This window comes from Gilvibacter sp. (assembly GCF_965601605.1).
Classification (GTDB): Bacteria; Bacteroidota; Bacteroidia; order Flavobacteriales; family Flavobacteriaceae; genus Gilvibacter.
The window spans coordinates 1-20,254 of sequence record NZ_CBFCWJ010000043.1 but is presented as its reverse complement, the minus strand read 5'-3'; the positions used below and the strand labels follow the sequence as shown (position 1 = coordinate 20,254).

The following is a 20,254-nucleotide window of genomic DNA, read 5'->3' as shown; positions in this document are numbered from 1 at the left end:
GCAAAAATACCACAATTGCTATAATTACTAAAGCAATTGGCTGGGCTTACTCTTCAAAATCAATCATAGATGCGTTCGATTCTAAAAGTGTCTCATTAGCCATCGGATCTCCAAGATCATGTACAAAGATATTTGGAATAGCCGTTGCAGCTCTAGCCTTATCGGTGTAGTAAACATTGTTTTCATTAGGGCCAAACTTCGGATCAAAGTTGTTACGTCCTATTGTCACAAAATTATCGATCTGAGTTGCCGTAGCCGTAGGGATATCATAAATAAAAACACGAGCGTCTTGCGGCAGATAAGAAGGCAATTCCAAGCCTGAGATATCGTACCAATACAACACTTTGGATCCGTTAATATTTAGATCTAAACCGCCAGCAGCACCAGGCTCGCCATCAAAAATAGTATCCAGAAGATTTCCGTCAATATCAACAGTAATAATAGATACGTTATATCCGTCAATATCATTCAACTTTAATGCAATAACATCATTAAACTGGCTCCAAGCAATTTCTGTTACCAACATGCCCGCGGCAGGTTCATAGAATGAAGTCGTAACACCGGTAGTCGCAGAACTGCTCACACGGCGCACGCCACTCAAGGTTGGATATAAAATACTCGCACCATTGGGTTCCCAAGCAAAATCAATCTCATTGAGATCAAAACCACTCACAGGTACTGGGAAGGTCAATCGGCGTTTATCAGAACCGTCCTCGTTCATCAGGAATAGATGCGTTTGTGCTCCGACACTCTGCAGATAAGCAATTTTACCAATTGCGCTGTTCTTACGTGGACGCCAACTGTTGTTTGCTTCAGATGTCAACTGAATTAAGTTACCCTCTAGATCGGATCCGAAGATCACATTATTGTCTCCAATTTTGCGTACAAAGAGGAAATCTGCTTGAGGAATAGCTGAAGTTTCAAAGCTACTAATAGCACTTAAGACCGGCGGATTTACACCATCATCAGCACTGATCTGCCAAAAATATTGCGCAGAATTGATCAAACCGCTGTTCACGGTCAAGGTAGTGTCAGTAACCGTTTGAAATTCCAACACCTCATCATTTTGATCATTTTGCAGACTAATGGTATAGGTCACATTATCGTCCTCGTCCGGATCACCTCCCGACCAAACAAAGTCCAAACTTAAAGGTAGGTCTGTTGCGTTATTGGCAGGAGCAATAGGAACAGGTGTAAAAGGTGATGAATTTGCAACAACTTCTTTATTGAGTTCAAAGATCACGTTAGACTCGCGATTCGTCTGAATTACTGCTGCCTCAAAGTCAACGACAAATCCGTCTAGCTCTGCCTGAACTGCATAGTCTCCAACCGGCACACTTTCAATTACAAAAAGTCCTGCCTCAGAAGTAAACACCGTACTGGTGATTGGCTGTGTAGAGATCTTTACATTGGCCAAGGGCTCATTATCTCCACTAGAAACTACTAATCCAGTCAATGTTCCAGTAGCTCCATCTTCAATTTTATCTTCACTACAACCTATAAGAACAGCAAGGGTAGCGATTGTTAGGTATCGAAATATATTCTTGAATTTCATGGGTCCTTGTTTAGTTTGTAGGTTCCGGAGCTTTCCCTCCGCCAAAATGATAGTTTAGTCCAATTCCAAAAGTGAGGTAATGATCGTTTCTCGATCCAAAGATCTCATCATCTAATTTGTCCGTGAAAGTCACGTGGTATCCAGCTCGAGCCATAATAGAAAAGTTAGGATTCAAGGTATATTCAAACCCTGCACCTCCCTGCACTTTAAAGAAGCCCTCCCACTCTTGCAAGAACCTGGATCTCGTATTATCGACAAAACTGATATAGCCTCCCCCTCCGTAGAAAATTGGCGAAAACTTATCATAAGGCAATAACCTGTATTGTAGATTGGCATCTGCTGCTAAAAACCAATACCTTCTGGAAATTGCTTTGCTCGAGTTTAACCTGAGGATACTCCCTTCCACACCAACCCTAAAGGCATCTGAGAGCTTATACTGATAACCTAAACTAGCGTTAGCATCAACCTCGCTAGAAGAGAAATCACCGTTGATCAAAGAACCACCCACATTCACATTGAGAACATGCTTCTTCTCACTGCGCGCTGCAAGCTCGCGTTCGTATAGTCCAGTGGAAGCCTCCAGCTCTTTTTCCAATAAGTAATCATCGATCAATGCTTGATCTATCTCTTGACCGTCTTTAGATTGCCAAAGACCGTCCATAATACCTTCAATGATCAAAGCTTCAACAGCTTTTTCAATCGCCTCAGAAACGGCGAGTTGCGTAGGTTCATTTTTTGTAAACCCAGTTTCAACCTCTAAGAGACGTTGAAAATTCACATAACGGAACAAGCTTACATCTATGGCTTGAGATAAAATAGTCTTTGAGACATAAACCGTTTTCAAAATAGCACCATTGCTAGTAGAGACGGCACGCAGATAAACCGTAATACGGTCTTGACGGTAACGGGTTGAACCTCCGGCTCCGAAATAACGCGCTCCAGCTCCTCCGGTCAAAATATTGGTATCGTATGAGATCACTCCACCTTCTAAAAGAATTCCTGCAAACAGCAGGGGTTTTAGTCGAGGGATATTTGCGTCAGGATTGGCCTTTCTGTAATCATCACGCGTAGAGCGAATGATGTTACGTTCATTGAGCAGGTTACTTAAATTCTCACGCTCAATAGGATTGAACCACTTGGAATCTTCTAAGGCCTTTATAAGAATGGTCGTAGCTCCTTGCGTAACGGCTGTACTGAATGTACTTCCGTTCTCTACAGCCTTGTATTGACCCGTTTGATCCTTGAAGTTGTATACACCCACTACAATGGGTTCGTTGGGTACTGGTAACTGCTTTAGTGTAGTTGTTTGAGTAGATATCTCTCCCAATCTGGCAGATTGCACATCTACCGGCTGATTAAATAGTGCCCCACAGCTGTTTAATAGGACAGCAAGAGACAACAGGGATATCCTGGACAGTAACGTTTTCATTACTTATTTATCTAGTTAGGTATGACTATTTGGGTTTGCTCACCCGTGGAAGTGTCGAGAATATTCACCACAAGGCCTTCCGCAGAATCGAAAATCTCAAGAGCTAGGGTACCAAAACTGTAGGTACCTGCTTCGAGACCATCTCCTAATTGAGCGGTGAATAAACTTCGTGTTAATTGGCCCAACACCTGTCGGTTAATGCTTTCTGCAAAGTCATCAAGCGTGGATAGGTCTTCACGAAGCGTCCGGTCGTTGAAACCGTTTTGCGCGTTCGCCGAATTCAGCAACCAGTTGTAGTTGAAGGTATCCCCGCCAAATGCAGGGTTTACCGCTCGATAAACCAACTCTTGTCCAAAGACAGATTGAGCGATCCCAAAAAGTAAAAGCGTTAGTAAAATCCTCATGGGTTAAAGCTAATATTTTTTTATGTTATTTTGATCCCGTTTTTGCTGTTGTAAGTACCTAATTGTTCGACTAAGTGCAATGTCGGCCATTTCTTTGATGTAGTCGCTTCTAGGGTTTACAAAAAACTGCCAAACTAGCGTCTCACCTACTTTGACCTCTACCTTAGTATTTGTTCCTAAAGCCAGCAGTTCTTCGATGGTTATGATGAACTCTGAATTTACATTCTTACGCAAGTAGTTTGCGTAATATTCGCGATAAAAGTCACGAGCGGGTCTGGTCTTGGTATTCTCAATCACAAGACCGGTGAGAACAATACCGTCGGGTTCGTCATTGAGTTCTTGTTCGTTTTTAACTGCTTCTGTGTCGAATTTGAACAGATCAGGATCATTTTGATCTTGTCCAAAGAAAACTACTCGGTCCTTACCAACTATCTTGTCGTTCTCGTCGTAAATCAAAAGTAGGATGATCTTTCTACGTTCATCCCTCCTGGGTAGGGTAATGCTGTTCAAATTACGCTTTTCACCGGCAGACAAAACAAAGCGTTCCTCCTTGTCCTCTTTGGCGGTACTACCGTCATCCATCTGAACAAAGCCAGACATCACATAACGCAAGGATTGATCAATAGCTGTTTTGTTTTCTCCAGACGCGACTATATCAATGAACTCGTCATTGAATGATACGTCAAGCTTGGCCGCAATTTCTTTATTGTAGATCTGAGCTAGTGTCAGCCCTGAGAATAACATCAGGACGACCGATAAGTAGTATCGTCTTTGTCCTGAGTAGTTCATGGTTTAATTAAAACTTCGAACGATGATGGATTGGTTTTGACCTTGCATAGAAACCTTCATGTCTTCAGTAATACTATTACCTCCGTGAAAGACAAAGTTTTGACTTTCTCCTTCTTGTACGATGGTCAAATTATGCACACGACTGTTTAAGCTAAAGTCGTTAACCAGGTGATTTGTCCCTCGCTGCACCACTTGTTGATTGATTAAGTCTGCACGCAATTGAAGATTGACAATATTATCCTGTCCAATTTGAGTGATAGCAAAATTACTTTGCAGCGCTGAGTTATCTATTCGAACATTATTGTTCTCTCCAATTTGATCGATAAATACTGTATTGCTTGATTGAGCTGCAATGGCTACCTCAGTGCTTTGCTGCTGAGTTTGTGACAAAACCTCCTGCTGTTGCGCAGTATTAGTCTCATCAGCATAGGTTTGAGCCTGGATACCTCCAATAGAGACAACAAGCATAAACAATAGGATTCGAATTTCTTTTTTCATAATCAGCGTTAATTTACATAATTAATTAACGTTATAATGGGCGTGTTCTGTTAAAAAACACGCCCAGTTATAATTTATAGGAGAAACCCTTATAAAGGATTTCAATCTTCTAATTAGTCGTTTTGAGTAACGATAGAAGAGTTGCCGTTTCCAAGCTGAGTAACAACACTCATGTGACCCAATCCATTTTGAATTACAGTACTTGTGTTGTTGTCACCAGTTTGAGTTACGTAGCTCTCGTTTAGATCACCAGTTTGGATTACACCAGAAATGTTAAGATCTCCAGTCTGATCAACATCACTGAAGTTGTCATCTCCGAATTGCTTAACATCACTAAAGTTACCCATTCCAATTTGAGATACGAAGCTCTCGTTGCTGAAACCGTTTTGAAGAACACTGCTGTTGTTTAGCATTCCTTCTTGGTAAACAGTAGACTCATTCTCATCACCAACTTGGGCAACACCAGAAGTGTTGTTGTCACCAATTTGTTCTACGTAAGAATAGTTATCGTTTCCGTTTTGGTTAACCAAAGATCCGTTAGCGTCACCAGTTTGGTATACCTCAGACCAGTTGTCATCACCAGTTTGGTTTTGAAGGCTTCCGTTGGAGTTTCCGTTTTGGATGTTGAACCCAACATTATCATTACCGGTTTGTGTAGTAAAGCTATTGTTGTTGTCACCATATTGACCAGCTCCAGCGTAGTTATCGTTACCAGTTTGGGTCATACCATTAGTATTGCTATCTCCAAATTGTTCGTTTTCAGCTACGTTGTTGTTTCCAACTTGAGTCTGATCGTTGTCGTTCTCGTCACCTTGCTGATCACTACCTGCGTAGTTGTCATCACCTTGTTGAAGAATATCTGACTCGTTATCGCTTCCGATCTGACGGTTTCTACCATCGTTGTCATCACCTTCTTGAGTAACGTTAGAGGTGTTATCGTTTCCAACTTGTCTGATCCAAGCAAAGTTATCATCAGAACCGTCACCGTCAGCATCACCAAATTGGTTTACATTAGCTTCGTTGTCGTTTCCTTCCTGATAAATCTTAGAATAGTTGTCATCGTTAATTGAAGCACCTGCGTCAAAACCTTGATACGTGTTCGCCGAGTTACCATCACCAATCTGATCTACATCAGATTCGTTATTGTTACCAAGCTGGTCTGTATCATTTGCGTTAAGAGCTCCTGTCTGATCAACAGCAGAAATGTTTTCATCACCAACTTGATCAACAGTAGAACCGTTCATGTAACCTGTCTGGTTCACTGTTGAACCATTCATATTACCTGTTTGTGTTACGGTACTGTTGTTCATCTGGGCGAAAGACGTCGCTGCGAACAACAAGGCAAATGCACTTAAAATTACTTTTTTCATAAATATAAAATGTGGGGAATAGCAGTTTCCTGCTTAGACCATAATTATAATCTGATTTGAACTACTACCCGCCTAATGCGGGTAGCAGATCAAACCTAAGATCAATTAATAATAATTAGTCGTTTTGAGTTACAGAGCTCATGTTTCCGTTACCCTGCTGAAGAACAACTGACATGTGCTGAGTACCAGTTTGAGAAACTGTGCTCATGTTGTCGTTTCCAAGCTGATCAACATCAGAGTCATTTTGGAATCCGTCCTGAGTAGTAACAGCGTCGTTCATGTCACCATCTTGGAAGATACGGCTAAAGTTCTCGTCACCAGTCTGAGAAGCAGAAGCGTTGTTGTCATCTCCAAAAGAAGTGTTTTGAGCGTCGTTCATGTCTCCGAACTGACCGATGTAAGCAGTGTTTCCGTTACCTACTTGGTAGTTACCGAATGAAGGACCGTTAGCGTCGTTCAAGTTACCAACTTGCTCGATAGAAGAAACGTTCATGTCTCCAAACTGTCCAGTACCAGAGTTGTTGTCATCTCCGATTGAAGAGTTAGAAGCAGTGTTCACGTTACCATCCTGACGGATACCCCAGATAAATGGAGCGTCACCAGTAGCAGAACCACCACCTAGGTTACGATCACCATCTTGCAAAGAAGAAGCAGTGTTCGAGTCACCTGTCTGAGTGATACGGAACTGGTTGTCGTTTCCATCTTGACGAAGGTTGTCAATGGTGTTAGAGTTACCAGTCTGCTCTGCAGATCCAGTGTTGTCGTTACCAGTTTGACGAACACCCCACTGAGATCCGTTAGCAACGTTGTTGTTACCCAACTGATCGATGTTAGCGTCGTTACGCTCACCGAACTGACGAGTACCAGCGTTGTTACCGTCTCCAATAGAAGAAGTGTTAGCTACGTTGTCAGTACCATTTTGAAGAGTACCCCAGATGAAAGAACCACCTGTAGCTGCTCCACCACCTTGGTTACCGTTACCTTCTTGGTAAGTAGTAGACTGGTTAGTAGTACCAGTTTGAGTCGTCAAGAACTGGTTGTTGTTTCCAAGTTGATCAACGTCAGAGTTGTTCTCTACACCGTTTTGCTCAACTTCAGAGTTGTTGGCGTCACCGATTTGGTCAACGTCAGAAACGTTCATAAGACCTGTTTGCGATACAACAGAGGCATTCGCATTACCGTCTTGGAAAACGTCACTATCGTTCATCTGTGCAAAACCCACAGTTCCAATCAATAGTGCTGCTGCGCTTAAAATTACTTTTTTCATAATTGTTTGATTTAAAGTATAAGGATTAGGAATTAGTATTCAATATTAAGGTATCGCTCGTGCGTGAGAGAAAATGTTTGGTAATATTTGGCAATAAGTATCCTTGCACGCTTTTTAGCGATGTTTTAATCATTTGTTTTTCAGTAAGTTAACTCAAGGCTTTTTTACATTCAGCCCGGAATTACATTTGGGATGTGTTGATGTTAGTAGCGCTTGACTTCTCGTCTTGCAATCACGCTACATGGGGAATTTCGTTTTAATTGCGGATTAAATATAGGAAAGATTCCACGTCAGAAAAAGAGGATAAATCCTGTTGATTTTCTCGAAGGTTTAAATTGTAGGACAACACCTACGCAAGGGTGAGAATATGCCGACCTCTGACCTAATTTTCTCGGCGAAAAACCAATATCTTTCGATATTTTGAAATGTTAAATTTTTGTTAATTCCTACAAAGGCACGAAATCGTTTTCGTACAACAGGTAGAACTACGTAGTTCTACTTATCTAATTCGTGAAAAGCAGCTCTCTGTACTTGGTTAGCGGCCAAAGTTGATCATCAACCAACAGCTCTAATTTGTCACAATTCTTTCTAACTGATTGAATATGAGGGAGTACAGTTTTACAATAGGCCGTAGCCTTTTCACTTGCATTGCGCACATTTGCCTGCTTCCGAGCCTCAATCATCGCGGCAACGCCCTGATTGATCTCCCGAATATAACCGGATATCTGTTCAAGCAGGCGCAAAGGTTCTTCGGTATATTCGTTTATGGTTTTGCCGTACACGACTTTTAAACCTGAAATATTCTCAAGCAAAACATTCTGATATCTGATGGCTGTAGGAACAACATGGTTTCGGGCAATATCTCCAAGCACTCTCGCCTCGATCTGAATACGTAAGGCATACTCCTCCATTTCGATCTCGTACCGCGCTTCAACTTCTGTCTTACTCAGTATCCCTAAAGACTCAAAAAGAGCTACGCTTGAATCGCTAATTTTAGCCTTGAGCGCTTCTGGAGTATTCTTGGCATTTGAGAGTTTGCGTTTTTTAGCTTCCTTCTCCCAGGCTTCTCCATAACCATCGCCTTCAAATCGAATGCGCTTGGCGTCCTTAATATATTCTCTAAGGACATTAAAGATCGCATCGTCCTTTTTCATTCCCTTATTATCAATAAGGGCATCCACCTCAACTTTAAAGTCTTGAAGCTGTTTAGCAACAATCGCATTGAGCACGGTCATGGAGTTTGCGCAGTTGGCGCTGCTACCCACTGCTCGGAATTCAAATTTATTCCCGGTAAAGGCAAAAGGAGAAGTTCTGTTTCGGTCCGTGTTGTCCAATAAGATCTCTGGGATCTTCCCTACTACATTGAGTTTGAGTTCTGTTTTTTCCTGCGGAGACAATTTACCGCTGGTTACTTTTTCAAGTTCATCAAGCACTGCCGTAAGCTGTGAACCTATAAAAACAGAGATTATAGCAGGAGGCGCTTCATTGGCTCCCAGCCTATGATCATTCCCTGCACTGGCTATTGAAGCGCGCAAAAGCGCTTCATGAGTATTCACGGCCTTAATCGTATTAATAAAGAAGGTGAGGAACTGCAAGTTCTTCATCGGCGTGCTTCCAGGGCTGAGCAGATTGACACCAGTATTGGTTTGCAACGACCAGTTATTGTGTTTTCCCGAGCCGTTAATACCTGCAAAAGGTTTTTCATGAAATAAGACCTTAAAATGATGACGCTTAGCCACCTTGTCCATAACATCCATTAATAAGGAGTTGTGATCTACTGCCAGATTGGCTTCTTCAAATATAGGAGCCAACTCAAATTGATTAGGCGCCACCTCATTGTGACGTGTTTTTACTGGAACACCTAAAAGCATGCATTCATGTTCCAATTCGCGCATAAAGTTCAAGGCCCGCGATGGGATCGATCCAAAATAATGATCGTCCAATTGCTGTCCTTTAGCAGATGCATGACCTAATAAGGTACGGCCCGCCAACATGATATCCGGTCTTGATGCCGCTAAGGCTGCATCGATCAAAAAGTATTCTTGCTCCCAACCTAACGTGGCATTGACCTTACTGACATTCTTATCAAAATAACGAGCTACTGAGGTTGCCGCAGCATCAACGGCTTGGAGCGCTCTAAGTAAAGGTGTTTTATAATCTAAGGCTTCTCCGGTATAGGATACAAACACCGTCGGCACGCAGAGGGTAGTTCCATAGACAAATGCCGGAGAGGTCGGGTCCCAGGCAGTATAGCCTCTGGCCTCAAAAGTATTTCTTATTCCACCATGCGGAAAACTACTCGCATCGGGTTCTTGTTGCACCAATTGACTGGCCCCGAGCTTTTCGATAACCGTACCGTCAGCCTGGGTTTCAAAAAAGGCATCGTGTTTCTCCGCAGTTGATCCTGTTAAGGGCTGGAACCAATGCGTATAATGTGTTGCTCCTTTGGATATGGCCCACTCTTTCATCCCAGCCGCAATATGACCTGCCGTTTGACGATCGATCTTATCTCCCTTTTCTATAGCTGCTTGAATAGTCTGATAAGCGTCTGATGTTAGATACTGACGCATGGCCGCATCATTAAATACATGTTTAGCAAAGAGTTCGGAGCGGCGCCCTGTTTCTTCTACCTTAATAGTGTTGCGCTGAAGTGCGGTTTGCAAAGCATTGAATCTGATCTGTGCCATAGGTCTGATTTTTGACAAAAATACAATTTAAAGCAGTCAAAACTACGATTAAAATAAAATGACCCCCTAAAATTGAGGGGGTATCAACAAAATAATCAATTTTGTTGAAAACTTACCCCCTATTTCTTTAGCGGTTCATTAAAGAATATTACTTTTGCATCGTTCATTTAATATTGAAGCTATATATTATGAGTAAATCTAAACTAGAGTACATTTGGTTGGACGGTTATTTTCCCACCCAAAACATGCGAAGCAAGACTAAAGTAGTAGACGATTTCAGTGGAAATCTGGAAGATTGTCCTATTTGGTCTTTTGACGGCTCTTCTACCAAGCAAGCGGAGGGTAACTCATCTGACTGTTTGTTGAAACCCGTAGCAATTTATCCAGATCCTGCGCGTAGAGACGGGTACCTGGTTATGACAGAAGTATTGAATGCGGATGGAACTCCACATGAGTCTAATGCGCGCGCTACTATTGATGATGACGATAACGACTTCTGGTTTGGATTTGAGCAGGAGTACTTCATTATGGACAAGCATACACAACTTCCTCTAGGATTCCCAATTGGTGGATACCCTGGACCTCAAGGAATGTACTACTGTTCTGTTGGAGGTAAGAACACTCACGGACGTGACTTTGTTGAAGAGCACGCTAACCTGTGTATCGATGCCGGATTGAACTTTGAAGGAATCAACCAAGAGGTTGCTTCTGGTCAGTGGGAATTCCAATTGTTTGCCAAAGGAGCTAAGAAAGCTGGAGACGAGATTTGGGTAGCTCGCTACTTATTGGATCGTCTTACTGAACAATACGACTACTATATTGAATACCACCCAAAACCAGTAAAAGGTGACTGGAACGGTTCTGGTATGCACGCTAACTTCTCAAACACCACTTTGCGTACTTGTGGTTCTCAAGAAGTATATGAAAAGATCTGTGAAGCCTTCCGTCCAGTGACTAAAGAGCACATTGATGTGTATGGTGAATTTAACGATCAACGTTTGACTGGATTGCACGAGACTGCATCGATCAAAGACTTTAGCTACGGAATCTCTGACCGTGGTGCTTCTATCCGTATTCCTATTATTACTGTGGAAAAAGGATGGAAAGGATGGTTGGAAGATCGTCGTCCAGCATCGAACGGAGATCCATACAAGATCGCAGGAAGAATTATTAAGACGGTTAAGTCTGCAGAGGTTTAATCCGAAGATTAACATCCCTACTTACTCTAAAAAGCGTCTGTTCACTCAGGCGCTTTTTTTTATATAAAAGCTAAGGCAATAAAGACGGCGTAACCGATCACTAAAAGCAACCCCTTATAACGCGCAAAGACAAAGCGCTTTGGAATAAAAGCAAGAGGTATCAAGACCCCTGCAAAAGCTAACATCCAAAAGATGTCCGCTGTCAGTACCTTAGGGTCATTCAGTCCAATGGGTTGAATAATTGCGGTAAGCCCTAAGACCGAAGCGATGTTGAAAATATTGGAACCAATCAGGTTTCCCAAAGAAATTGCTTTCTCTTTTTTAAGTGCAGCGATAACTGAAGCTGCCAGTTCTGGCACTGAGGTCCCGATAGCGATCATAGTCACGGCGATGACGCGTTCGCTGATTCCAAAATAAGTGGCAATGTCCACAGCTCCTTTGACCAAAAGTTCACTTCCACCCCAAAGAGCAACGCCTCCAATAAGAAGCCAGATTACGATTTTTACGCCAGAGGTCATGGCCAGAGCGCCATTTACACTCCCCTCTCCTTCACTCTTAGCACGCAAACGCGCACGGCGGATCAGCAAATACAAATACACTACTAATGCACTGATCAACATAATGCCCTCCCAAAAGGAGATTACTTTGTCATTTAGCAAAAAGAGGTAGAGCGCTCCACTGAGCAGCATCATTACGGGCCAATTGAATTTGTAGAAGTCTTTGTCTATGGCTAGCGGCATGATCACGGCAGTTACTCCGAGCACCAAACCTATATTGGCAATGTTGGAACCGATCACGTTCCCCAAAGAGATGTCTGAGTGTCCATCCAAAGCCGCTTGAAGACTGACCAAAAGTTCAGGCGCAGATGTTGCAAAGCTCACTACGGTAAGCCCGATGACCATCTTGGAAAGTTTCAATTTAAAGGAAAGGGCTACGGAAGATCGGACCAAATACTCGCCCCCTACTACCAACAGCGTAAACCCTAAGAGGATATACAGTACACTCATTCACTTAAAGTATGCGACGAAGATACTACAATAATAAAGGACGAACAATGACCAAAAACAGGGAATTTTTTATCCTTTAAACAATATTTAACTATAATCGTAGTTGTATAACTAGAAAAATAGTTATAGATTTGATTCATCAATCAAGCACAAGGTATTATGGAAAGACTCACCAATAAAGAAGAAGCGATCATGCAAGCGCTTTGGAAGCTTAAAAAAGCTTTTGTAAAAGAGATTCTTGCAGAACTGGATCACAACAATCACTACAATACAGTATCAACAATTGTTCGCAATTTAGAAGAGAAGGGATATATAGGACATCAAGCCTTTGGAAAAACCCATCAGTATTTCCCACTGGTAAGTAAGGAGGCCTATACCGACACCTTTATGAGTCTGGCTAGTGAACGCTATTTTGATAGCAGCTTCAAGAATATGGTAAGCTTCTTTGCCAAAAAAGAAAAGATCAGCGCCGCCGAACTTAAAGAAATCCTAGATATCATCGAAAACCAAAAAGAAGACTAATGGAACTGTTCTACTACCTGCTAAAATCGGCGAGCATCCTAGGGCTTTTTTATGTGGTCTATTGGATTGCACTGCGCAGACACACCTGGTTTATCGCTAACCGCCAGTATTTGGTGTCTGGAATCTTAGCGGCTTTAGTTTTACCGCTAATAGAATTTACTCAAACGGTTTATTTACCCGCGCCAGAGTTAGTACCTGTGACGACCTTCACAGGAACTCCTGTAGCAATAACAGAACAAGTTGCTGCGGTTCAAGTCGAGTCTTTTAATTGGGCCCTATTGGCCATAATTCTTTATTTAATTGGTTGTTTGGCTGGACTGATTCGATTTGGATATCAAAGCTGGTCCTTGTTACGCGTCTTAAAACAAGGGCACTACAAGAAGCATAACGATTTTTACTATGTAAAGACCACCCAGAATATTGCGCCATTCAGCTTCTTTAAATTTTTAGTCTACAATCCAGAATTACACAGCGCAGAAGAACTGGAGATGATCCTGCAGCACGAACGTGCCCATGCTCAAGGATGGCATTCCGTGGATGTGCTCTTGAGTAATCTTTTGACCATTGTTCATTGGCTAAACCCAGTGGCTTGGCTGTATAAAAAATCAATCATTCAAAATCTGGAATACATCGCAGACCAGCAAACGGTGCGTGAAGTTCCATCAAAAACCGCTTATCAATTGGCGTTGGTAAAGGCCTCTACAGGCGCCCAGCACCTTGCGTTAAGCAATTCATTCTATCAATCATTCATCAAAAATCGAATAGTTATGTTAAATGCAAATCAAAGCCGCAAGATCAAAAAGTGGCGCCTTTTGTTAATCCTGCCCTTGTTGGTCGGGTTTATGTACAGCTTCAATGTGAATACAGAAGTTGCCTATCTAGAAAATGAAGAAGCTACCGCAGTGACTCCATCCTTTTTAATTGACAAATTCTCAACTCAGGCCGATATTGAGGCGGTTGAAGCCTATTTTACTAACAACCACCCCGAGGTAACCATTGAGTTCAGTAAAGAAAAGTGGATAGACAATACCTTGACCGCTTATCAAATGGAAGTGAACTTCCCACAAAGTAATAGTGGCGGTGGCAAACTAGTTGACGAGCGCACCGAGGAAGCCGTTATAGCACGCTTGATTAGCTTCAAGGAAGGGCCCGAGATCTTGATTGAACACCCAGACCCAGACCGCCAAGATTATATAGTGGTCAACGAAGAAGGGCTGTCTATATTTGATCCGGAAATTGAAGCGCAATTAGATAAAACGTTTCCTAAAAAAGAGTCCGCAGAAACAACAAGCACTAGTAATCAGACTGCTTCTGTGATCGGTGACACAAAAATTGTCAGTACCTCTTTCACGTTAAACGATAAAGAGTCAACACCTAATTATTTATTCATCATCAATGAAAAACCTTGGAAAAGTGAAGATTTACCGGAAGGGAAGATCCTAACGGCAAAAGGACCTATTGAATTCTTTGAGCCAGAAGAAGCCATGGCAACCTATGGTCAAACAGGACCTGACGGATTGATCGTGGTTCATGGTCTCGCTAAATTTGAAGATGCCGTTACGTCCAATACTACTGCGGCCGGATTGAGCGAAGTAAAAGTGATGATCACCGCCAATATGACGCGTGCAGAATTAGACGAGAAGATCGCCTACCTCAGCGAGAATTATGATATTGAATTAGTGGTAAAGCAGCTCAATTACAATGCAGATGGCATGATCTCTCAGATTGAAATTAGCTACAGTCGCGCTGGAAACTCTGGCCACTACTCCATCAATAACGACGACAAAGCCATAGACGATATTGTGTTGATCTTTGGAGAGGACGGTAGTATGAGCAGCATGTCTGGAGGCAACCGTGCCGATGCGCGCTTAGAAGCGCGTAAAGCTGCTTTGGAAGCACGTAAGGCAGAAATGGAAGCCCGAAAGTTAGCCCGCAAGGCAGAAATGGAAGCCCGCAAGGCAGAAATGAAAGCGCTACGCGAAGCTCGTGAAGCCGAATTGGCAGCTATGAGTGATACCCAACGTGCAGAAATGGAAGCTAGGGTTGCTGAACTTAAAGCTCGCGAAAAGGCTTTAGCCGCCGAGCAACGCGCTTTAGCAAGAACATCTACTACTGTAAACGGCAGACGTACTAGTGGCTATGCAAGACGAACCAACAGCAGAACTACAGCCACAGTTTCTGGTTATGGTGTTTCTGATGTATACATTACCAAAAACACCACGGATGCTGAGTTAGAGCAGATCAAAAAAGAACTAGCCGCAGAAGGCGTAAGCTTCACCTACAAGCGTGTAAGACGCAATGCTGCTGGTGAGATCACAGGTATTAAGATCACCTTGGACAATAACAAAGGAAGTCGTTCCTCAACCCAGGTTTCTGGAGAGAATGACGGAATTGACGATATTCACTTAGAATACTAAGTCTTAAAGACAATTAGACGAAGCCCCGACCGAGTTCGGGGCTTTTTTTATATTTACTCCATGGCGAACTTCTACAAAACACTCGCAAAGATCAACAAGGCCGTTCTACCCAGCATGACTAAAAAAGGTCTGGATATTGCTAAAGCAAAAAAATGGCAGCTGGCCTTAATAGGCTATCGCGCTTGGGTCACCAAAAAAGCTTTGGATTAATAAGACAGTACGCGGTGAACAGTCTGACCAGAAAGTTTTTCATGCCCGTTTAAGAAACTCAGCTCCATTAAAAAACTACAGGCCACTACTTTTCCCCCTAATTTTTGAATGAGTTCACAACTGGCAGCTGCTGTGCCTCCTGTGGCCAAAACATCATCATGCAGTATAACACGATCTCCAGGCTTTATTGCATCACTGTGGATCTCTAAGGTATCTGTGCCGTATTCCAAATCATAAGACTGAGCAACAGTCTCAAAGGGTAACTTTCCTGGTTTTCGCACGGGAACAAACCCAATTCCCAACTCACGAGCTATGGCCATTCCAAAGAAAAACCCACGCGCTTCTACCCCAACAACTTTGGTAGCTCTTAAATCTTTTAAAGGCGCCACTAATTGCTTTAAACAAACTTCTCTGGCCTGAGCATCTAACAATAAAGGAGTTATGTCTTTAAAACTAATTCCCGGTTTTGGAAAGTCTGGTACTACGCGAATAAACTGGTTGAGATCCATGAATTTTTTAAATATTTGGCTTTGTGGTAAATTTAAAAAGAAATATATTTGCACCCCAATAACGGCCTCGTAGCATAACTGAATAGTGCACTTGATTACGGCTCAAGAGGTTGCAGGTTTGAATCCTGCCGAGGTCACTTAAGAATGGAAAGCGCAACATTAGTTGCGCTTTTTTGTTTTCACGAGGTTTGAAGCTCGCTTCGAAACCGAAGTGGAAATAGAAAAGTCAAAACCAGAGGTTTTGAGCTTTCCATTTAGACTACGAACGCAAAGGAACTTTGCGCAGCAAAGAATCCTTCTTTTATAATTAAGCCCCTCCCTCACCATCCACCAAACCCCGCGCCCGCGATTGAGCGGTATGTCTAAGCTCTTTGCAAAGCAAAAGCGAGTAGCGAAAGCGCGGTGGTGAAGTGCGCTCCGCGCTACTTCACTAGGCGCCCAAAATCAATTAACTTCAGAACGGTCCTTGATGAGCATCATCGCCTCAAAATAAGCTGCCACCACTGCCCATATGATGGACAACACGATATAACCGTAAAGCTGTGTTAGCCAAAGTAGCTCGATGTTCTCAAACCAATTTACCTCAAAGATCCAATTTACTCCCAGCAAAAAACCATAGGCGGCGAGAATCAAGTGACTGACCAACTGCCAATAAGTTACCTTTATAAATAAAATTGTAGACCAATACCGTTTTTGATAGGCAACAAACAAACTGCCCATCATCACTCCTTGGATCAGTAATAAAATAGGAAGGATCAAAATATAGCCAATGAAGTAAAAAGCTGCGGATTTGAGCAATATCAAAGGAAAAACGATCCAAAAGGCACGTATTTTATCACCTTTATTCACAGCCACTCTTAAGCTAGAAAACAACTTACTTTCTGCGTATTGCCGCTCTTTCTTCTCTAGCATTCGCTCCCCTAAAGCAGCAACTTGAGCATTGGTGGATGCGGCTCGTCGGGCCAGTTGAAACGCCACAGCAAATAAACAGAAGCCTATTAGAAAGATCAGAAGAACGATCATTATATCAACATTTAAAAGTCACCAAGCATAAAACGTTCAAACTGAGATTCAACCTCTGTCAAAGGCATTTTAAGTTTTAAATAAGACTGATTGGAATCAGCAGAATCTACCCAAGTATTTCCTCCGGAATTATCTGCCATACATTTACCGCCAACAACTCGATCCCAATATTCCCCTACTCCTCCTCGAACCGCATAAAGCACAGCAGTTTGATCAAAGGTAGCATTGTCAAAGATAGCCCCCTCAAACTGATGGTTCATCCAAGGGGCGTATTGACTAAAGTGATAGAAGCCCAAATAGAGTGGAGAATCCTTTGGCAAATCATTGAAAACGGTCCCCGTGCGTATTTCAGCGCCCAATTCGGCCCCAGAAAAGGTGACGGTCGTTGTTAAGTTGTCAAGCACAAATTTGGTCACTCCAGGGATATTGCCGTTAAAGTTCCATTCATCCTTACTAGTTGGAAAATTACCACCCATGATTACAAACTCTTTGACTTTAGCTTCAATTAATTGCATCCCATTCATCTCGGAATACGCATCCGGCTCGGATTGCATCAAGTTCATGATATTGGCCAATGGCCCGACAGTAATAATGATCACACTTTGATCGTCACTTTTACTGAGCAATTCTCTGTAAAGCGCCGTTGCTTCGGGCATGTTTGCCGCGGCAGCATCATGAGGTAAGCTGTCTGCGAGCACTTTGGTGTGTTGCCAAGGTGTTCTGTGAAAATCACCGGCTCGGAGTCCAATGGGAATGTCGGGGTTTCCGTAATAGGTATTCACCGCATCTATGGCCGGAACTGCGAACTGTTCCAAATTCCAACACATGACTGCCATTAGCTCAGCCTCTTGTTTATTGTGAAAATGATTCAACATGGCTAGTGCTCCAAGATCATCAGCATCACCCCCAAAGTCGGTATCGAAGATCAATTGAACCTTTGGGTTCGCCTCTTGCTTACAACCTGTAATAAAACAGACAAGCAGTACATTTAGAATCCAAACTACTATTTTGTTTTCAGTCCTCATCGGTCTACTTTTTTAAACTCACCTGCTTTTCTATTCCCAGTTTTTTCATCCGAGCAAAGAGGGTCTTATCCTTCATATCCAGAATGCGTGCGGCGCCTTTGGGACCGCTTACCCGCCAACCCGTATGATCAAGGACCCGAATGATGTACTCGCGCTGAGTAGCTTCTAAAGATTTAAACTCTTCCACTCCTAGCTTCCCTTTGACTAATGGGATCCAAGAGCCAGGTTTCAAAGTTGGGCCTTGCTCTGTGATCACTGCTCTTTCAATAAGATTCTCCAACTCCCGAATGTTCCCTGGAAAATTGTAATCCATCAGCAAGGCTATAGTCTTTTTAGACAGGCGACTGAAATTCTTCCCCGCCTTAGCCGCATAGCGTTCTAAAAAGAACTGCGCCAAGAGCGGTATATCTGATTTGCGTTCTCGCAAGGGAATGTTGTGAATAGGAAACACGTTCAAGCGATAATACAGATCTTCTCGAAAGCTGCCGTTTTTAACCATTTCTTCCAGATCGCGGTTGGTCGCGGCTATGACCCGAACATCCACTTTTGATGTCCTTGTGGCCCCCAGCTGATCAAATTCTCCTTCCTGCAAGACTCTGAGAAGTTTGGCCTGCAGATCAAGAGGCACCTCTCCGATTTCATCCAAAAAGATCGTTCCTCCGTCTGCCAAACTAAACTTTCCCAACTTGTCTTGCACAGCGCCGGTGAACGCACCCTTCTTGTGTCCAAAGAGTTCACTTTCTATTAATTCTTTAGGTAAGGTGGCGCAATTCACTTTGATCAAAGCGCGTTCGGTACGCTTGGAATTTAAGTGTACAGCGGAGGCGAGCAGTTCCTTACCCGTTCCAGACTCTCCAGTAATTAGTACAGTGGTATCGGTCACGGCAACTTGAGTCACTTGTTCCAACACGCGGCGGTACTCCTCACTTTGACAAATAATATTGTCTAGGTTGAGTTTACTGCTGATCTCTTCACGCAGGTATTGGTTGTCTATTTCTAGTTCATCCTTTAGCTCGGATAATTCATTAAGGGCGATTTTCAATTCTTTTTCGGCGATTTTGATATCACTTATGTCTCTGCAAATAATACAGGCCAACTCTTCGTGCATATACTCCACTTTAAGACCCGTAAAATCAAAATAATAGGTTCGGCCTTTGTCATTAGTATATTCATTGACAAACTCAAAAACACCATCGCGCATAATGTTTTTATACGTTTCCTTAATCCATGCCCTGTCATAGTTGGGGAAGTACTCAAAACCATTTTTTAAGTGCTCGGCACTGGATTCTCCTAAACCTTTTACCATTGACTTATTGGCGTACTTGAACTGGTAGTCATCATCCCTCAAATAAATATAGTCCTTGGTATTATCAATAATGTACTTAAAAGTCTCGAGTTGTTGCTGTTTCTCGACATCGTCTGTTACATCTTGATAAGTTCCAATGACCTTATAAATCTTACTACGTTTAACCACTGGCTCAGCAACACAACGAATAAATTTGGCGCTCCCGTCTTTCGTTTTTAGCGAGAATACCTCATCAAAACTAATCGCCTTGCGCATAACTCCGTGCAACAGGGCTTTAAGTTTATCATGATCCTCAAAACGATGAATCACATTCCCAGGCAAGAAATCTTCATTATTGTCAGTATCAAATATGCGATGAGCCTCTTCAGTGACAATTATGGAGCCGTCTTGAAGATTGAGCTTCCATCCACCAATGGCATTCAAGCGTTCTGAGTGTTTAAGAAGGTTTTTATAGAAGCTAGATTCCGTAATCTCATTTACAATCGCACAAATAATTTCTTTTCCATTATTTGAGAAAAACTGCGCAAAAACTTCCACATCGTAGTATTTCCCCTTCTTAGTTTGATGGACCGACTTAAAGGTGTGCACCTTTTTCTTCTTGACCTCTTTCCAGTGTTCTTTCCAACTTTCAGCTGTGGCGCTGGGGTTAATATCAAAAATGTTCAGAGACAAAGCTTCCGACTGTTTATAGCCTAAACGCTCACAAAACTTGGCGTTCGCGTAAACGATTGCCCCTTCCTGATCCATCCACATGATCTTTAAAGGCAGGTTTTCTATCTGCCAATCCATCACTTGGCTTTGCTGCTCAAATTGTCCCATTGCACTAGAATTTGGACTGTTAAAATACAACTAAAATTTCTCAAATAATAGAATTTTCTAAAAATAGAGAAATGAATCTATTTGATATTTGACTTTAAACACCTGTATTACAGCATTTTACATTTTTGGCACAAGAATAGCCTAATACTGAGCAAACAAAAACATAACAATGAAACGTAAAGACTTTATCAAAAAATCACTCGCAGGTTTAACTGCAT

17 protein-coding genes and 1 tRNA gene are annotated in these 20,254 nt (G+C 42.4%); 5 read left to right on the top strand and 13 right to left on the bottom strand.

The genetic code is table 11. The annotated features are described in order from the left end of the window. Positions 1–46: 46 nt before the first annotated feature. From ACSLP7_RS12440 to ACSLP7_RS12405, 8 genes are all read right to left on the bottom strand, one after another. Positions 47–1,555 carry a carboxypeptidase regulatory-like domain-containing protein gene (locus tag ACSLP7_RS12440; protein WP_435579598.1) on the bottom strand — a complete coding sequence of 503 codons (1,509 nt, stop codon included), beginning with the start codon at positions 1,553–1,555 and terminating at the stop codon, positions 47–49. Between the two features lie 10 nt (positions 1,556–1,565). Further along, positions 1,566–2,984, bottom strand: coding sequence for a CsgG/HfaB family protein (locus ACSLP7_RS12435; RefSeq protein WP_435579597.1), 1,419 nt, complete (start codon positions 2,982–2,984; stop codon positions 1,566–1,568). Between the two features lie 11 nt (positions 2,985–2,995). Further along, positions 2,996–3,388, bottom strand: a complete 393-nt coding sequence (locus ACSLP7_RS12430; RefSeq protein WP_435579596.1) for a curli production assembly/transport component CsgF — start codon at positions 3,386–3,388, stop codon at positions 2,996–2,998. A gap of 9 nt (positions 3,389–3,397) precedes the next feature. Then, positions 3,398–4,177: a CsgE family curli-type amyloid fiber assembly protein gene (locus tag ACSLP7_RS12425; RefSeq protein ID WP_435579595.1), complete on the bottom strand. Its 780-nt coding sequence runs from the start codon at positions 4,175–4,177 to the stop codon at positions 3,398–3,400. A gap of 3 nt (positions 4,178–4,180) precedes the next feature. Beyond that, the gene (locus ACSLP7_RS12420; RefSeq protein WP_435579594.1) at positions 4,181–4,675 is read right to left on the bottom strand and encodes a hypothetical protein; all 495 of its coding nucleotides are present in this window, start codon (positions 4,673–4,675) and stop codon (positions 4,181–4,183) included. Positions 4,676–4,788: 113 nt separating this feature from the next. After that, positions 4,789–6,045, bottom strand: a complete 1,257-nt coding sequence (locus tag ACSLP7_RS12415; protein WP_435579593.1) for a hypothetical protein — start codon at positions 6,043–6,045, stop codon at positions 4,789–4,791. A gap of 115 nt (positions 6,046–6,160) precedes the next feature. Further along, a complete protein-coding gene (locus ACSLP7_RS12410) occupies positions 6,161–7,312 on the bottom strand; it encodes a hypothetical protein (protein ID WP_435579592.1) in 1,152 nt (383 codons plus the stop codon). Between the two features lie 503 nt (positions 7,313–7,815). Continuing rightward, positions 7,816–9,999, bottom strand: a complete 2,184-nt coding sequence (locus ACSLP7_RS12405) for a glutamine synthetase III (RefSeq protein WP_435579591.1) — start codon at positions 9,997–9,999, stop codon at positions 7,816–7,818. Positions 10,000–10,187: 188 nt separating this feature from the next. Here ACSLP7_RS12405 and ACSLP7_RS12400 point away from each other — a divergent pair, with 188 nt between their 5' ends. Next, positions 10,188–11,198 (top strand): glutamine synthetase beta-grasp domain-containing protein, encoded by a 1,011-nt coding sequence (locus tag ACSLP7_RS12400; protein WP_435579590.1) that lies wholly within the window; start codon positions 10,188–10,190, stop codon positions 11,196–11,198. Between the two features lie 59 nt (positions 11,199–11,257). On the opposite strand, the gene ACSLP7_RS12395 is transcribed toward ACSLP7_RS12400, so the two are convergent. Further along, the gene (locus ACSLP7_RS12395; RefSeq protein WP_435579589.1) at positions 11,258–12,205 is read right to left on the bottom strand and encodes a calcium/sodium antiporter; all 948 of its coding nucleotides are present in this window, start codon (positions 12,203–12,205) and stop codon (positions 11,258–11,260) included. Between the two features lie 159 nt (positions 12,206–12,364). On the opposite strand from ACSLP7_RS12395, the gene ACSLP7_RS12390 reads away from it, so the two are divergent. Genes ACSLP7_RS12390 through ACSLP7_RS12380 form a run of 3 tightly spaced genes read left to right on the top strand, consistent with a single transcriptional unit; the run spans position 12,365 to position 15,354 of the window. Further along, positions 12,365–12,727: a BlaI/MecI/CopY family transcriptional regulator gene (locus ACSLP7_RS12390; RefSeq protein ID WP_435579588.1), complete on the top strand. Its 363-nt coding sequence runs from the start codon at positions 12,365–12,367 to the stop codon at positions 12,725–12,727. Next, positions 12,727–15,144 carry a M56 family metallopeptidase gene (locus tag ACSLP7_RS12385; RefSeq protein ID WP_435579587.1) on the top strand — a complete coding sequence of 806 codons (2,418 nt, stop codon included), beginning with the start codon at positions 12,727–12,729 and terminating at the stop codon, positions 15,142–15,144. Before ACSLP7_RS12390 ends, ACSLP7_RS12385 begins: the two co-directional genes overlap by 1 nt. 60 nt (positions 15,145–15,204) lie before the next feature. Then, positions 15,205–15,354, top strand: coding sequence for an SsrA-binding protein (locus ACSLP7_RS12380; protein WP_435579586.1), 150 nt, complete (start codon positions 15,205–15,207; stop codon positions 15,352–15,354). On the opposite strand, the gene ACSLP7_RS12375 is transcribed toward ACSLP7_RS12380, so the two are convergent. Further along, complete coding sequence (locus ACSLP7_RS12375; RefSeq protein WP_435579585.1) at positions 15,351–15,863, bottom strand: adenine phosphoribosyltransferase; 513 nt, start codon at positions 15,861–15,863, stop codon at positions 15,351–15,353. The genes ACSLP7_RS12380 and ACSLP7_RS12375 overlap by 4 nt on opposite strands. Positions 15,864–15,926: 63 nt before the next feature. Here ACSLP7_RS12375 and ACSLP7_RS12370 point away from each other — a divergent pair. Further along, positions 15,927–16,000: transfer RNA gene (locus ACSLP7_RS12370), tRNA-Arg, on the top strand. Between the two features lie 307 nt (positions 16,001–16,307). Here ACSLP7_RS12370 and ACSLP7_RS12365 read toward each other — a convergent pair. From ACSLP7_RS12365 to ACSLP7_RS12355, 3 genes are read right to left on the bottom strand one after another with little or no spacing between them, the layout of a single operon-like run. Then, positions 16,308–16,886: a hypothetical protein gene (locus ACSLP7_RS12365; RefSeq protein WP_435579584.1), complete on the bottom strand. Its 579-nt coding sequence runs from the start codon at positions 16,884–16,886 to the stop codon at positions 16,308–16,310. A gap of 11 nt (positions 16,887–16,897) precedes the next feature. After that, the gene (locus ACSLP7_RS12360) at positions 16,898–17,911 is read right to left on the bottom strand and encodes a nucleoside hydrolase (protein WP_435579583.1); all 1,014 of its coding nucleotides are present in this window, start codon (positions 17,909–17,911) and stop codon (positions 16,898–16,900) included. Between the two features lie 4 nt (positions 17,912–17,915). Then, entirely contained in the window at positions 17,916–20,036 is a 2,121-nt protein-coding gene (locus ACSLP7_RS12355) for a sigma 54-interacting transcriptional regulator (protein ID WP_435579582.1), read from the bottom strand. Positions 20,037–20,254: the final 218 nt, after the last annotated feature.

What these genes read in the sequence shown, in the direction of transcription:
- ACSLP7_RS12435 (WP_435579597.1), bottom strand. Translation starts at nt 2,984, where the DNA reads ATGAAAACGTTACTGTCCAGGATATCCCTGTTGTCTCTTGCTGTCCTA.
- ACSLP7_RS12415 (WP_435579593.1), bottom strand. Translation starts at nt 6,045, where the DNA reads ATGAAAAAAGTAATTTTAAGTGCATTTGCCTTGTTGTTCGCAGCGACG.
- ACSLP7_RS12355 (WP_435579582.1), bottom strand. Translation starts at nt 20,036, where the DNA reads ATGGGACAATTTGAGCAGCAAAGCCAAGTGATGGATTGGCAGATAGAA.
- ACSLP7_RS12420 (WP_435579594.1), bottom strand. Translation starts at nt 4,675, where the DNA reads ATGAAAAAAGAAATTCGAATCCTATTGTTTATGCTTGTTGTCTCTATT.
- ACSLP7_RS12425 (WP_435579595.1), bottom strand. Translation starts at nt 4,177, where the DNA reads ATGAACTACTCAGGACAAAGACGATACTACTTATCGGTCGTCCTGATG.
- ACSLP7_RS12410 (WP_435579592.1), bottom strand. Translation starts at nt 7,312, where the DNA reads ATGAAAAAAGTAATTTTAAGCGCAGCAGCACTATTGATTGGAACTGTG.
- ACSLP7_RS12395 (WP_435579589.1), bottom strand. Translation starts at nt 12,205, where the DNA reads ATGAGTGTACTGTATATCCTCTTAGGGTTTACGCTGTTGGTAGTAGGG.
- ACSLP7_RS12430 (WP_435579596.1), bottom strand. Translation starts at nt 3,388, where the DNA reads ATGAGGATTTTACTAACGCTTTTACTTTTTGGGATCGCTCAATCTGTC.
- ACSLP7_RS12400 (WP_435579590.1), top strand. Translation starts at nt 10,188, where the DNA reads ATGAGTAAATCTAAACTAGAGTACATTTGGTTGGACGGTTATTTTCCC.
- ACSLP7_RS12440 (WP_435579598.1), bottom strand. Translation starts at nt 1,555, where the DNA reads ATGAAATTCAAGAATATATTTCGATACCTAACAATCGCTACCCTTGCT.
- ACSLP7_RS12360 (WP_435579583.1), bottom strand. Translation starts at nt 17,911, where the DNA reads ATGAGGACTGAAAACAAAATAGTAGTTTGGATTCTAAATGTACTGCTT.
- ACSLP7_RS12405 (WP_435579591.1), bottom strand. Translation starts at nt 9,999, where the DNA reads ATGGCACAGATCAGATTCAATGCTTTGCAAACCGCACTTCAGCGCAAC.
- ACSLP7_RS12385 (WP_435579587.1), top strand. Translation starts at nt 12,727, where the DNA reads ATGGAACTGTTCTACTACCTGCTAAAATCGGCGAGCATCCTAGGGCTT.
- ACSLP7_RS12390 (WP_435579588.1), top strand. Translation starts at nt 12,365, where the DNA reads ATGGAAAGACTCACCAATAAAGAAGAAGCGATCATGCAAGCGCTTTGG.
- ACSLP7_RS12380 (WP_435579586.1), top strand. Translation starts at nt 15,205, where the DNA reads ATGGCGAACTTCTACAAAACACTCGCAAAGATCAACAAGGCCGTTCTA.
- ACSLP7_RS12375 (WP_435579585.1), bottom strand. Translation starts at nt 15,863, where the DNA reads ATGGATCTCAACCAGTTTATTCGCGTAGTACCAGACTTTCCAAAACCG.
- ACSLP7_RS12365 (WP_435579584.1), bottom strand. Translation starts at nt 16,886, where the DNA reads ATGATCGTTCTTCTGATCTTTCTAATAGGCTTCTGTTTATTTGCTGTG.